The 13,998-nt window shown below is 29.9% G+C and carries 12 protein-coding genes; 10 read left to right on the top strand and 2 right to left on the bottom strand.

Features of this window, described 5'->3' with window-relative positions; genetic code table 11:
* Positions 1-6 precede the first annotated feature (6 nt).
* The 3 genes from truA (at position 7) to rpsI (ending at position 1,862) form a co-directional block, all read left to right on the top strand.
* Entirely contained in the window at positions 7-828 is an 822-nt protein-coding gene (gene truA / locus ACZ2V4_RS07955) for a tRNA pseudouridine(38-40) synthase TruA (protein ID WP_490514715.1), read from the top strand.
* A 184-nt stretch (positions 829-1,012) separates the two neighbouring features.
* Positions 1,013-1,450 (top strand): 50S ribosomal protein L13, encoded by a 438-nt coding sequence (rplM, locus tag ACZ2V4_RS07950; protein WP_219493668.1) that lies wholly within the window; start codon positions 1,013-1,015, stop codon positions 1,448-1,450.
* A gap of 19 nt (positions 1,451-1,469) precedes the next feature.
* A complete protein-coding gene (rpsI, locus tag ACZ2V4_RS07945; protein WP_012656136.1) occupies positions 1,470-1,862 on the top strand; it encodes a 30S ribosomal protein S9 in 393 nt (130 codons plus the stop codon).
* A gap of 123 nt (positions 1,863-1,985) precedes the next feature.
* Here the strand turns inward: rpsI and ACZ2V4_RS07940 are convergent, their stop codons facing one another.
* Entirely contained in the window at positions 1,986-3,152 is a 1,167-nt protein-coding gene (locus ACZ2V4_RS07940; protein WP_490513153.1) for a tyrosine-type recombinase/integrase, read from the bottom strand.
* 38 nt (positions 3,153-3,190) lie between these two features.
* Positions 3,191-4,039: a helix-turn-helix domain-containing protein gene (locus ACZ2V4_RS07935; RefSeq protein ID WP_076687793.1), complete on the bottom strand. Its 849-nt coding sequence runs from the start codon at positions 4,037-4,039 to the stop codon at positions 3,191-3,193.
* A 161-nt stretch (positions 4,040-4,200) separates the two neighbouring features.
* Here ACZ2V4_RS07935 and ACZ2V4_RS07930 point away from each other — a divergent pair, with 161 nt between their 5' ends.
* From ACZ2V4_RS07930 to ACZ2V4_RS07900, 7 genes are all read left to right on the top strand, one after another.
* Entirely contained in the window at positions 4,201-4,482 is a 282-nt protein-coding gene (locus ACZ2V4_RS07930) for a helix-turn-helix domain-containing protein (protein ID WP_101143848.1), read from the top strand.
* An 85-nt stretch (positions 4,483-4,567) separates the two neighbouring features.
* Positions 4,568-5,941: a VapE domain-containing protein gene (locus ACZ2V4_RS07925; protein ID WP_101143849.1), complete on the top strand. Its 1,374-nt coding sequence runs from the start codon at positions 4,568-4,570 to the stop codon at positions 5,939-5,941.
* A gap of 304 nt (positions 5,942-6,245) precedes the next feature.
* The gene (locus tag ACZ2V4_RS07920; protein WP_076687961.1) at positions 6,246-6,518 is read left to right on the top strand and encodes a hypothetical protein; all 273 of its coding nucleotides are present in this window, start codon (positions 6,246-6,248) and stop codon (positions 6,516-6,518) included.
* A gap of 2 nt (positions 6,519-6,520) precedes the next feature.
* On the top strand, positions 6,521-6,871 hold the full coding sequence (locus ACZ2V4_RS07915) for a hypothetical protein (protein ID WP_490513151.1): 351 nt from the start codon (positions 6,521-6,523) through the stop codon (positions 6,869-6,871).
* Positions 6,872-6,930: 59 nt separating this feature from the next.
* On the top strand, positions 6,931-7,146 hold the full coding sequence (locus tag ACZ2V4_RS07910; RefSeq protein WP_490513150.1) for a DUF7695 domain-containing protein: 216 nt from the start codon (positions 6,931-6,933) through the stop codon (positions 7,144-7,146).
* A 169-nt stretch (positions 7,147-7,315) separates the two neighbouring features.
* Positions 7,316-12,037, top strand: coding sequence for a DEAD/DEAH box helicase (locus tag ACZ2V4_RS07905; RefSeq protein ID WP_490514714.1), 4,722 nt, complete (start codon positions 7,316-7,318; stop codon positions 12,035-12,037).
* Positions 12,038-12,283: 246 nt separating this feature from the next.
* Complete coding sequence (locus ACZ2V4_RS07900) at positions 12,284-13,981, top strand: AAA family ATPase (protein WP_490513148.1); 1,698 nt, start codon at positions 12,284-12,286, stop codon at positions 13,979-13,981.
* Positions 13,982-13,998 lie beyond the last annotated feature (17 nt).

Here is a 13,998-nt window from a genome sequence, read left to right as displayed (position 1 = left end):
CATATTATGGAACGCATATTATTACAACTACAATATAATGGTGCGAACTTTCAAGGATTTCAGATACAAAACGAAGGACGCACCGTACAATATGAGTTAGAACGCATATTAAAACGCATGCACAAACAATTTGTACGAATACACCCGTCATCACGTACGGACAAAGGTGTGCATGCGCGCATGCAATACGTCCACTTTGATACACCACTCTCAATCCCAGAATCAAAGTGGCAGCATGCCTTTAATTCCGCATTACCTGACGACATATACATTACACAAGTAACGAAGATCAGTGAACATTTCCATTCACGATACGACTGTATCGGCAAAGCATACCGCTATAAAGTATACGTATCAGAACACCGTAACGTGATGTATACAGGACAGATGACATACATTAAAACAAAGCTGGACGTTAACAAAATGAACGACGCAGCACAACATTTTCTTGGGACACATGACTTTACCTCATTCTGTTCAGCAAAGACAGAAATAGAGAATAAAGAACGCACACTTTACCGCTTTGAAGTAACTGAAACACATGAAGGCTATGATTTCTTAGTTATCGGAAGCGGCTTCCTCTACAACATGGTACGCATCATGGTGCAGTATTTAATCGACGTCGGCACAGGACAAAAAGATGGCGATAGTATACCTGCAATCATTCAGGCACAAGACCGAACAAAAGCAGGCAAGACCGCACCGGCAGAAGGACTCTACTTGGAGAAAATCTATCTCGACATTGAAACATTAAAGCAAGATATACCACAAGGTACAGCCACTATCTTTAAAAACCAGAAACATACGATGAACGACGAACAACTTTAACGAAAAATGAAAAATAAACACATAAATTATAGGAATACCATTGACAAACACCACCAAAATGTTATAAGATAAACAACGGTATTGTTTAATATCAACCACGACAATAAGCCCCGGAAACTTATTGTGTTACAGATATATAGACAGGATTTAGAGGGAACTTTTTTTATTTTAGGAGGAAAATATTATGCGTCAAACATTCATGGCAAACGAATCAAACATTGACCGCAAATGGTACGTAATTGATGCTGAAGGTAAGACTATGGGTCGCCTTTCATCTGAAGTTGCATCAATCTTACGCGGTAAACATAAACCAACATTCACACCACACGTTGACTGTGGAGATCACGTGATTTTAATCAACGCTGAGAAAATTTACTTATCAGGTAACAAACCAGAAGACAAAATTTACTACCGTCACTCAAATCACCCAGGCGGAATTAAATCAATCTCTGCTGGTGAATTACGCGAGAAAAACCCAGTGCGTTTAATGGAAACTTCAATCAAAGGTATGTTACCTAAAGGTTCTTTAGGAGACAAAATGTTCAAGAAGTTACACGTATATGCTGGAGCTGAGCATCCACATACAGCACAACAACCTGAAAACTACGAGTTACGTGGTTAATTAAGAGGAGGACAATACATTGGCACAAGTTGAATATAAAGGCACAGGCCGTCGTAAACATTCAGTAGCACGTGTTCGTTTAATTCCTGGTGAAGGAAACATCACTATCAATGGACGTGACGTACGTGACTACCTACCATTTGAATCATTAATTTTAGACTTAAACCAACCATTCGATATCACTGAAACTAAAGGTAACTACGATGTTTTAGTAAACGTTAATGGTGGAGGATTAACTGGTCAAGCACAAGCTATCCGTCATGGTATCTCACGTGCTTTATTAGAAGCAGATCCAGAATACCGTGGTTCATTAAAACGCGCGGGTATGTTAACACGTGACCCACGTATGAAAGAACGTAAAAAGCCAGGTCTTAAAGGCGCTCGTCGTTCACCACAGTTCTCAAAACGTTAATATCATTGTTATATCAACGTTTACAGCACTTCTCGAAATTATTCGAGAAGTGCTTTTTTATATGGTTTGTGCATGAATAATACCCCGTTAATACCCCTGGACTTAATAAGTTCATACTATATATTAAAAATTTATGTGATTTTGGAATTTTTCAGCTAACTTTTCTCTCGATGATTGTGTAATGTGTGTATAAATGTCCATTGTCGTCTTTATATCACTGTGACCTAATCTAGTTTGTACTTCTTTAAGTGTTGCACCTGATTCGAATAATAGCGAAGCATGGGTATGTCTGAAGCCATGAACGTGTATCTTATGAAGATCTGAATGACGTTTAAAGAATGCCTCTAATTTGTCATTAGGTGTCGATACACGCATGTACTTCATTTCATTTAGTCTAGTATGGTAAGTTGAAAAAATAGGTTGCTCTTTATCGCTAGCGACTGAAAAACCGTATTCCTCATATTGAAGTTTTTGTTCTTCTTTCCACTGTAAAAGTTTACTGATGGTTTGATTATCAATATCTATCCATCTTTGAGACTCACGTGTTTTAGGTGGTTGTAATACATGTTTATTGTTTACTTTTGCTAGAGTCTTTTTAACGTATAAATCTTTATTAACAAAGTTTATATCAGACCAATGTAAGGCAAGCACTTCACCTTTACGCATTCCAGTGAAAGCAAGTAGTCTAAAAAGACACGTATTCTGTGTTTTATTCTCTTCTTCAAGATAGATCATAAATTGTTTCAATTCTTCTTTAGTTAAAAATTTGCGAGATTGCTCAACAAATACTTTATCTTCTAATCGGCTTGGAAGAGTTATATATTCCATTGGATTCTTATCAATGAGTTCAAGTTTCATAGCATAATTGAAAACTAATCTTGCTTGAATGACATAATCATTAAAAGCTTTCATCTCTTTAGACCATTCATTTACTACTGTTTGGCAATATACACGAGAAATCTCTTTAATCGGGATTCGCCCGAATTTAGGCAATATCCTACTTTTAAATTTACTTTCTTTACTAGCTAATGTCGTTCCTCTAATCTCAGTTCTATGATTTTCAATCCACATTAAATAAACATCTTCATAAGTATACTTATGTATACTTTGGGTATTGTTTTCAAGTCCTTGAAGTTGTAATTTACGCAGTTCAATTTCTGCATCTCTTTTTTTACTAAACCGTCTTGTTGTTCTTTTCTTCTTACCAGTTACTTTGTCAATACCTAAATAAACATTGAACTGATAACGTTTTTCTCCATTTTTTAAAACTATTTCTTTAATTTTTGTCATTATTTTCCCTTCCTTATTTGCTGGCCGGCAGTAAGGGGTTAAATAGTGAAGTAGAGGATTACATTACTATCTTCATTAATTTCGATATTAAACAATCGATAGCTATAATTTCTAGAAGTAATATTAGGAAAAACTTTATATTTCCAGTATTTATATTGATTATCTCCAGAAAAATTACTGTGTTTAAAATCAATCAAAGAAATTTCGTAAGTATCATACATATCATAACTACTTAATTGGTTAGAGTAGAATTCTCTATTTATAGAATTTAATGATATAAATAACTCTTTATAGTTGATATAAAATTTATCATCTATTGTATAACTATTTTTACTTTTTAAAAAAAAGTTTGCAGTTAACGAGTATGCTAATGAAAAATAAAAGTTTTTATATAAGCTTAGTTGATAAAGTGTAAGTTTATCTAATTTGATAGGACTTTGATTGCATGGAATATCTATAGATAGAATATTAATGAAGACTTTTTTATCTCCGCCTATAGTTTCTAAAGTGTCAATATTATAATTTATAGACAAAGAATGACTATTGATTTCTTCTAGACCTATTTCAAATTCATCGGTTGTTATTTCTTTTTCATATTCAATAAATGAGTTCAATTTAAATTTGCAAGAATAGGAATTTGAAATATTATCATGTATCTGCTGTTCTATTGGTTCTAAGTTAAAGATTATAGGCGATAATTCAATAATTTCATGTAGATCAACATTTAAAGCACGTGAGATTTTTTCAAGAGTACCATAATGAACACTTTCTGTTTTTTGATTTTGAAAAAAACTTAAAGTTTTTGGATTTATATTTGTTAATTTACTTAACTCATTCAGAGTCATATTTCTTTCTTTTAGTAAATCTTTTAGCTTTACCTTTATCATATTCAAACCTCCTCTTGTAATATAATAGACTATTTTTACATTTAAGTAAATTTAGAATTACTTTTATATGATATTATTTGACATTATACTATTACTCATTTAATATTTACTTATAAGAAATATAAATATTACTTATAAGTAAATATTGAGGAGGTGATTATATGGATAAACAATTCTATATACCTTTAAAGTTAGAGGAATCTACATTGAAAGTTTTTGAAGATATCTTAAAAAATATTGCAAATAAAACTATTAAACAAATAGAAGAGGAAAAAAATATTCAAGTTTATATGAATAAAAAACAAGCAGCTGAGTATTTGGGAGTGAGTTTTAATACTTTGAAAAAATTTGTTGAAAATGGATTGCCCATAATTGAGGTTTCAGGCATCCAGATGATAAGGAAGAAAGATATTGATAACTTTATGGAATCAAATAAAAAATAAAATGGCCGGCAGTAAAAAAGAAAATAAAAAATGTCTGTTGTGTTGGAGCACAACAGACAAAATAATTTAAGAAAAGGTGATTTCTTTGTTCATTGATTATTATAACACCGATTATGATGAAATTAAAAATAAATTATATAAAAATGATAAAGGTAATGTTGTATCAAGCATTTATAATTTACAAGTTATATTCAACGAAGATCAGAATTTAAATGGATTGTTCGGAAAAGACGCACGAACAGAATCTATTATATTGTTAAAGAAAGCACCCTGGAATGAAAATAGAAGAGTTATAGAAAACATATTCGATTTTAAAAAAGATATAGGTTTATTAAATACTTATGTTCAATTCTATTATTCATTTAAAGATAAATCGATGTTAAAAGATTATGTAACACTGGAAGCTGTCAAAAATTATACGCATCCTATACAAACCTATCTCGACAGTTTGGAATGGGATGGGACAAAAAGATTAGAGACTTTGTTTATAAATTATTTACATGCAGAAGAGAATGAATTTATAAAATCAGTAACTAAAAAAACATTAATAGGTGCAGTAGCAAAAATTTTTAAACCTGGTCATGCTCATGATACTACAGTTATTTTTTCTGGGGAACAAGGGTGTGGCAAGTCACTAATATTAAAAAAGCTTGGAGGAAAATGGTTTAATGATAGTTTTGATTCATTCAAAGGTGACGAAGCTTATATTAAAATGTCAAAGTCATGGATTATTGAACTATCAGAACTAACAGCTTATAACAATTCAAATATTGAAAGAATTAAACAAGTATTAACATCAACTACTGATACTTATCGTGACAAATATGCAGGAGAAAGCAAAGGACATATTAGAGATTGTATTTTTTTTGGAACAACAAATGAAGAAACTTTTTTAAAAGATGAAACAGGAAACAGAAGATTTATTCCAATTAGAGTTGGTGTAAACCAAAATAAAAAATTTAATATCCACGACTTAACTCAGGAAATTGTGGATCAGGTTTGGGCAGAAGCTAAAGAATATTTTTTTGAAGGAGAGACAAATCATTTATCAGAAGAAGAAAAAAAGTATTTAGAAGAGTACCAAAAAGATTTTAAAGAAATTGATGAACTTGAAAATGAGATAGCAAGATATTTAATAATGAGAGTTCCATTAAATTGGGATACATTATCGCTTGAAGAAAAAAGAAAACATATAAAAGATTATGATGAAGTGACACATGAACTGAAATATTTAGTAAGAAGAGAAAAAGTTTCTGCTAAAGAGATTAGAGAAGTAATGCTAAAAGATGATAGATTGGAAAATAAATCTTATACTCAAAAGGTCAACTTAAGGCTAAAAAAATTATTAAATAGAACGACCACAGAAAAAGTTCATTATAAAAAATATTACGGACAGCAGCGAGGTTTCTATATTACTGAAGAAGACATTTTAAGATTGGAAAGAGAATATAAAATTTAACTTTCTAAAATTATTGTCCCAGTTGTCCCGAAATTTGGGACAAACGGGACAAAAAAATTAAAAACTTATTTTTTGAAAACATGAGCATAAGGAAAAACGACATCACTTATTATTTTGACAGTGTCAAAATGTGATGAACTCGGCAGTGCCGAGTTGTTTTTCTAAATGCTTAAGACACAGCAAGCATGTGAAGAAAGTATAATTAGAATATATGTACGGTGCTAAAGAGTATACGGCATAAATAAATATACCGAATAAAACAGTATACTTTTATTATATGTATAAATAGATAGGAGATGTAGTCATGACTAGAAAAACGATTAGAATTAGTGACCCATTAATAGAATATTTAATCAAAGAAATCAGTGATGATAAAAATATTTCTGAGAATAAATTAATAAATATCATATTAGAAAAGGCATTAATACATCAAAGATTTGATACGAAAGAACAAGAAGTTGAAGATCTTTTAAGAAATGTCGCTACAAGTAATAATAAATTAATTGAAGTAATTGAAAGACAGACGGAAGCAATTAACGGTTATACAAAAGAAATTAAGAAATTGTTGGAGGTATAAACATGGGAAGAAAAAGAACGTGGTATGTTGATGATATTCTTGATATAGAGTTACACAGAATAAAAACTGAACATAATTTTAGAAGTATGAACGAAGTGTTTAGATATTTAGTTTTTGAAAAAAAGAATGGAAATGAACAAGAAAACTCTATTAAAAAATTAAATATTATGGATAAAAATATTTGTATCTTAATTGAAATGATGACGATGCAATTAGATACTCATGGATTAGTTCCTAACTTTTCATACACAGAAAATTTGTCCACTTCTTATAATGCTGCTAAACAATTAGTAGAAAATGCAATAGAAGATAAAATGAGACTGAAAGCAGAGAATGAGTATTTTAATATTTAGGTTTAGTTATGAAAATGAATTACTGTATAATTAATGTAGTAATAAAGCGAGGGATTTTAATGGAAAAAATAATAAGGAATATAGCAAAGTGTAAAATTTGCGATGATGTAATTGAATCAAAGCACACACATGATTATGTTATGTGTAAATGTGGTGTAATCTTTTTAGATGGTGGTAAAGAGTATCAAAGATATGGATGGTGGCCAGAGAAAGTACAAGGAAAAAGTAGAGATGAAATAATTGATTTTAGTTTTTTAGAGTATGCAAAAGAATAAAATACAAATATGAGACATAATTTATAGAAGTGTTAAGAATTATAAGATTGACAAGACTTTCCGAAAAACAAATAATGATTTAAAAAACTGACTTTGTATAGTCAGTTTTTTATTTTTATTGATGTCTTTCTATGTGATAATTAAATAAAGATGTTTACGGAGGTATGACATGGAAAAACAAGAAAATTACAATGCATCTAGTTTTGATAATTTAATTAGACAAATTAATGAGACAGCACAAGATGTTCAAAGAGAACGTGGAACACTTTTTGAAAGATTAGTATTAGCCTATTTAAAAAACGAACCTACATATAAAAATCTTTATAAAAATGTATGGTTACTAAAGGATGTACCTTCAGAATTTAGTATTTCTAAAAAAGACTTAGGTGTAGATTTAGTTGCCGAACAACAAAATGGTGACCTAGTGGCTATACAAGCGAAATTTAATAAAGGGAAAATAGGTAAAAGTGAAATTAATTCTTTCGTCGCAGAACTTGGGTCAACATATTATACTAGAGGATTAATTATATCAACTGTTGACGAATGGAATAGTAATGCTAGAGCAACGATTGATAAAAATGAAAAAGGAATAGAGATAATTGGGTTATCAGATTTGAGAAACTCACAAATTAATTGGGCTGATTTCAGTTTTGAAAGACCAGAACAAACTACGGTCAAGCAACCGAAATCATTACGTCCATATCAGCTTGATGCTTTAGAAAGTGCTGTTAGCTACTTTAAAACTAAAGATCGTGGCCAGTTAATCATGGCACCAGGGACTGGTAAAACATTCACAAGTTTAAAAATAGCTGAAGCTTTATCTAAACAATCAAATCGACAATTTAAAGTTCTTTATTTAGTACCTAGTATTCAATTGCTTACGCAAACATTAAGAGGTTGGAATAACGATACTGAATACACTATGACGAGTATGGCAGTTACATCAGATAGAGATGCTTCAAGAGGTGATGATGGTACAGAAGATATTAAAGCTACAGATATTGGATACCCAGCCACAACCTCTAAAGATCAGTTGCTTAAAAACTGGAATGATGTTCAAGAAAAAGAATCAAGTACTGATTTGTTTGTCGTATTCAGCACATATCAAAGTATTGAAGTAATAGGTAAAGCACAAAAAGAAGGGTTTCCAGAGTTTGATTTAATTATTTCTGATGAAGCACATAGAACAACTGGTGCTCATGAAATGAATAAAGATGCTAGTGTATTTACAAAAGTTCATGACAATGAAAATGTAAAAGGAAAACTACGCATGTATCAAACAGCAACACCAAAGATTTACGGGGACAGTGCTAAGAAAAATGCTAAAGATAAGAGTATTTTACTTTCTTCAATGGATGATGAATCAAAATATGGTGAAGTTATTTATCGTATGGGTTTTGGACAAGCAGTGTCACGAGGTATATTAACTGATTATAAAGTAATGGTATTAGCTGTTGATGAAACAGCTATTCAAAGAGATATGCAACGTACGTTAGCTGATCCTGAAAATGGTTTGAATATTGATGATGTGGGTAGAATTATTGGTATTTGGAACGGTATGATGCGTAGAAATGGATATAAAAATCCGATTAAAAATAGTCCATATGATGGTGCCCCATTAGAAAGAGCGATTGCATTCACAAGAACAATCGAAGATTCTAAAAAAGTATCACATCAGTTTGAAGAAGTTGTTAATGAATATATTGGTGCAGACATTGAAGAACAATCTAAAAAGCTATCGATGAGACACGCAGATGGAACAATGAATGCATTACAAAAAGGTGAAGTATTGGATTGGTTAGCAGATCCAAATAAACCATCTGATGAAGCACGAATAGTTTCAAACGTACGATTCTTAACAGAAGGAATAGATGTACCAACATTAGATGCTGTTATTTTCTTAGCACCTAAAAAATCTCAAGTTGATATTGTACAAGCAGTTGGGCGTATTATGCGTAAATCTGAAAATAAAGATTATGGCTATATCATATTACCTATAGTTATCCCAGCAGGTGAAAAGCCAGAGACGATTTTAGATAACAATAAACACTATGAAGCAGTATGGCAAATAATCAATGCATTACGTTCTGTTGATGAACGATTTGAAGCAATGGTTGATAAAATAAACATAGCTAAGCCAAAACAGTTGAAAGTTATTGGGGTTGGAAGTGCACCTGATAAAGAAAATGACTTAGAAGATAATATTACAGATACTAATACACCAAAGTCTAAAGAGTTTGAACATACTCAATTAGAATTCCAATGGGATAAATACGAAAAAGCAATATTCGGAAAAATCGTTGAAAAAGTAGGAAATCGTAAATACTTAGAGAATTGGTCTGCTGATGTAGCAAAAATAGCTCAAAGACAAATTAGTTGGATAAAAACAAAATTAGAAGATAAAAATGATCCTATTTCAATAGAATTTAAAAAGTTTGTGTCTTCTCTACAACATAATATCAATGAAAGTATAGATGAAAATCAAGCTGCTGAAATGTTATCACAACATTTAATCACGAAACCTATTTTCGAAGCACTATTTAGTGAGTATAGTTTTGTAAATAACAATCCAGTATCTTCAGCTATGGAAAATATAGTTCAAGAATTAGAGAAAGCTGGTTTTGCGAAGGAACAAGAAAATCTTGCACCTTTATATGAGTCTGTAAAAATGAGAGCAGATGGTGTAGAGAAAGCAGAAGATAAACAAAAAATAATTGTAACGTTATATGATAAATTCTTTAAAACGGCATTTAATTCAACTACAAAAAAATTAGGTATTGTATTCACTCCTATAGAAGTGGTGGATTTTATAGTAAAGTCAGTTGATCTTGCATTGGAGAAACATTTTGGCAAAAATCTTGCAAGTGAGAGTGTTCATATATTAGATCCTTTCACAGGGACTGGGACATTTATTGTGAGAACCCTAGAATATTTAAAAGAACAAATGAAAAAAGGAGAAATTTCATTAGCGGATATTACACGTAAATTTACACAAGAATTACATGCAAATGAAATTGTATTGTTAAGTTATTATATTGCTGCAATTAATATTGAAGCAACATTTGATGATATCAATGGTGATGAACAAGGATATGCACCATTTGAAGGCATAGTATTAACAGATACATTTGAAAGTACTGTTGATGAAAATTCAATAGATGAATATTTTATTGGCAATGATGAAAGGCTTAAAAGACAATTAAAAGAAAATATTACAGCGATAATTGGTAACCCTCCCTATTCAGTAGGACAAGACTCGGAAAATGATAATAATCAAAATATCAAATATCCTATTTTAGAAGACAGAATTAAGGAAACTTATTCCAAATACTCTAAAGCGAAATTGAAGCAAGCATTGTATGATTCATATGTTCAAGCGATAAGATGGGCTACAGATAGAATAGGAAGCAAAGGAATTATCAGTTTTGTAACTAACGGAGCTTTTATTGATAATCAAAGTTTCGATGGATTTAGAAAATGTATTTATGAAGAATTTAACTATATTTATATTTATAATTTACGAGGTGATCAACGAACACAAGGTGAAAAGTCTAGAAAAGAAGGTGGGAAAATATTTGGTTCTGGAAGTAGAACACCAATAGCAATTACAGTTCTAGTTAAAGACGGAAGTGATGAACACGAAATCAAGTATTGTGATATAGGTGATTATCTTTCTACACAAGAAAAACTTGAAATCATTAAAAATAATAGTTCGATTGCTGGTGTGAAATGGAAAACAATTCAACCTGATGATAATAATGATTGGATAAATCAAAGAGATGAAAAATATCAAGATTATATTTCTCTGTACGAAAATGATGGAGAATCAATTTTTAATGATTATACACTGGGTATTCAGACGGGAAGAAATTGGTGGACAATTGGTTTTTCAAAAGATAATACAAAATACCATGCAGAGAAAATGATTGAAAACTTTAACAATGAAGTTCAAAGATTGAGTAATGATGAAGATAAAATTAATAAGTTAAATAATGATGAATCTTTTATAAAATGGTCAGATGTTTTAAAAAAGAAATTACAGAAGAATAATGTTATTCAAATAAAAGATGATAAAGAAAGCTATTTAAAACTTGTTACATTTAGACCTTTCACTAAAAAATGGATATATCTGCATAGAGATATTATTCACCGACCTAGACATTATGAAAAGATAGGTGATTTCCAAAAGATATTATTTACTAATGGTCCTGGGGCATCAAAAGACTTTTCAGCCTTAATGATTGATAGAATACCTGATTATGATTTGTTAGATAAAGGTAGAGGGTTTTATCAATTTACAGATGAGAACATTAAAAATAACTTTTCTAATATTAATGGAGCGAGTACAGATTCTCTCAAGTTAAATAAGGATGATGCATTCTATTATATTTACGCTTTATTGCACCATAACGAATATAAAAATAGATATAGTTCGGATTTAAATAAATCTTTGGCAAGAATCCCTATTGTTAAAGAAAAAAATAAATATATTGATATTGGACGTAAATTGTCAGAACTTCATATTAACTATGAAAATCAAATCCCTCTAAGTATAATTAATATAAAACAAACATCAGACAATTATTATGTTAATAAGATGAAATTTGATAAAAAAGACAAATCAGTGATTATTGTAAATGAAGATATTAAAGTGGAAAATATCCCTTTAGTTGCTTATGAGTATATAGTGAATGGTAGATCAGCTATTGAGTGGATTATGGATCAGTATCAAGTGAAAACAGATAAGAAGTCTGGGATTGTAGATGATCCTAATTTGTTTAGTAATGACCCTAAATACATATTGAATTTGTTACTTTCAGTTATAACAGTTAGTATGGAGACGCTAGATTTGTTAAATCAACTACCTAAATTTGAGTTAGATGAAATTTAGAAAATAAAATATGGATGGGACGATAAAAATGTGTGTTCTCCAACTGTATTTAGAGTTATTCAAATAATTATTATTGGAATTTAAAACTAGAGTCGTTTAATATAACAATAATTGCAATTAAAAATTAAATTTAAGATGTTTATGAGAGCAAACATTTAGGTGTATAGAAGTTAAAAATTATGAATATTCTCATTGAAAATTTTCATGATTTACTAATTAAATTGACTAAAAGAATAGGGGACTCAAATGAGATTTTTATTAGATAGTATTAATATAGAAAAATTTCGCAAACTTATAGAAATTGACGAAATACATTTTGGTTCTAAAATAACATTGTTTTCTGGTCAAAATGGAGTAGGAAAATCTAACTTACTTTCTATAATAAGTTCTTGTTCTGGAACGAACTCCAAAAGATTAAATGATGGTAGATTCCAACCTGAATTTTCAGACTATTTCAATATAAATGATGAAGAGCATTTTCCAGAATACAAATTATATATAAAATATAAGGTTAATGAAGATTTTATTACGAAACGTGTAAGTTTTAAAAATGATACAAAAACGAACAGAGGGATAAGAATAATACCAAGGACAAATGTATGGCCAACTGAAAAGGGAAATGTTAAACTTAAAGAGAAAGAAGCAAAGGAAAAATACAATGTTGGCCCAGCAGCAAGAATAACTATGCCAACTTTATACGTAAGTTTATCTAGAATATTCCCAATAGGTGAGACAGAAATAGAAACTACAGTATTGAAAAAGTCGACAAAAATAATACAAGGAAATTATAATTTAAAGTTTAAAGAATGGTATAATCATGTATTTCCGAACTCTATTTCTAATGATATAGAGCAAATGGAAGTTATAAAAAAAGAAAGTTCCAAAAGATCTGATTTTTATATGGAAATTAATAATACTCAATCAAATACACAATCAATAGGCCAAGATAATTTGAGAAATATAATTACTGCATTAGTTGACTTTTACGCACTTTCACAATCTGAAGAATATAATGGTGGTATTCTATGTATTGATGAAATTGATTCATCTTTACATCCATCCGCACAAATAAGATTAATAAGTTTACTCTCAGCTCTAGCTGATGATTTAAAGCTTCAAATATTAATAAGTTCCCATTCGTTAACAATAATTAAAGAAATTTTAATTATGCATAATAAAAATCCTAGTGAATATAAATTAGTATATTTAAAAGGTACTAGAACACCTATTGTGGCAACAATAAATAATTATGAAACTTTAAAAGCAGATTTATTTCAACAAACTAATCCTATACCTCCAGTTTTAAAGGTTTATTGTGAAGACAATATGACTCAAAAATTGATGGAATTATTAATTAATACCGCTATAAGTCTAAAAATCCCTGTTAAATTACCTAGATATAAAGTTATACCCGTTGAATTAGGAGAAGGACATCTCAAGAATCTTCCTAGTAAAGATTCTTATTTTAATTCAGTTCAGATAATATTAGATGGAGATGCTAAAACGAATAGTAAAATAAATATTAAGGAATTTATCGGAAATCCAGATCAAGTCAAAGGTTATAATCCAGTTAAAGTTAGAGAAAATATAGCATTTCTACCTAGTTACTTATCACCAGAATCTTATCTTTATTATATAATACATAAATTTGTTACTGAGGATATTACTTATTTAGATTTTTGGAGGGGACTGGAAGCAAATCCAGATACAACAAATTATACAAGTGATAAGATTATGGAAACTATATTATTAGATAGTGATAGTCTATCGACAGATGCAGTCAAGAAAAAATCTAATTTAATTATAGAATTTGCTGAAAAAAGTCAAATTTTAGAGTACTATTATAGTCTTGAGCAAAATATTGGAGAACTTAATGAATTTATATCGTGTTTACAAAAAAGTATGAATTACACCTATAAGATTATGCTATCTAAAAGATTTTAAAGAGAAAGGAGTAAAAA

It is taken from the genome of Macrococcus sp. CoH-51_TC_04, assembly GCF_058188655.1.
Note: the sequence above shows the minus strand (reverse complement) of the source record. Positions and strands in the feature narration are given on the sequence as shown.

Bases quoted from the DNA above. Each gene is read 5' to 3' on its own strand.
- ACZ2V4_RS07940 (WP_490513153.1), bottom strand. From the start codon at position 3,152: ATGACAAAAATTAAAGAAATAGTTTTAAAAAATGGAGAAAAACGTTAT.
- ACZ2V4_RS07900 (WP_490513148.1), top strand. From the start codon at position 12,284: ATGAGATTTTTATTAGATAGTATTAATATAGAAAAATTTCGCAAACTT.
- truA (WP_490514715.1), top strand. From the start codon at position 7: ATGGAACGCATATTATTACAACTACAATATAATGGTGCGAACTTTCAA.
- ACZ2V4_RS07910 (WP_490513150.1), top strand. From the start codon at position 6,931: ATGGAAAAAATAATAAGGAATATAGCAAAGTGTAAAATTTGCGATGAT.
- ACZ2V4_RS07905 (WP_490514714.1), top strand. From the start codon at position 7,316: ATGGAAAAACAAGAAAATTACAATGCATCTAGTTTTGATAATTTAATT.
- ACZ2V4_RS07935 (WP_076687793.1), bottom strand. From the start codon at position 4,039: ATGATAAAGGTAAAGCTAAAAGATTTACTAAAAGAAAGAAATATGACT.
- ACZ2V4_RS07915 (WP_490513151.1), top strand. From the start codon at position 6,521: ATGGGAAGAAAAAGAACGTGGTATGTTGATGATATTCTTGATATAGAG.
- ACZ2V4_RS07930 (WP_101143848.1), top strand. From the start codon at position 4,201: ATGGATAAACAATTCTATATACCTTTAAAGTTAGAGGAATCTACATTG.
- ACZ2V4_RS07920 (WP_076687961.1), top strand. From the start codon at position 6,246: ATGACTAGAAAAACGATTAGAATTAGTGACCCATTAATAGAATATTTA.
- rplM (WP_219493668.1), top strand. From the start codon at position 1,013: ATGCGTCAAACATTCATGGCAAACGAATCAAACATTGACCGCAAATGG.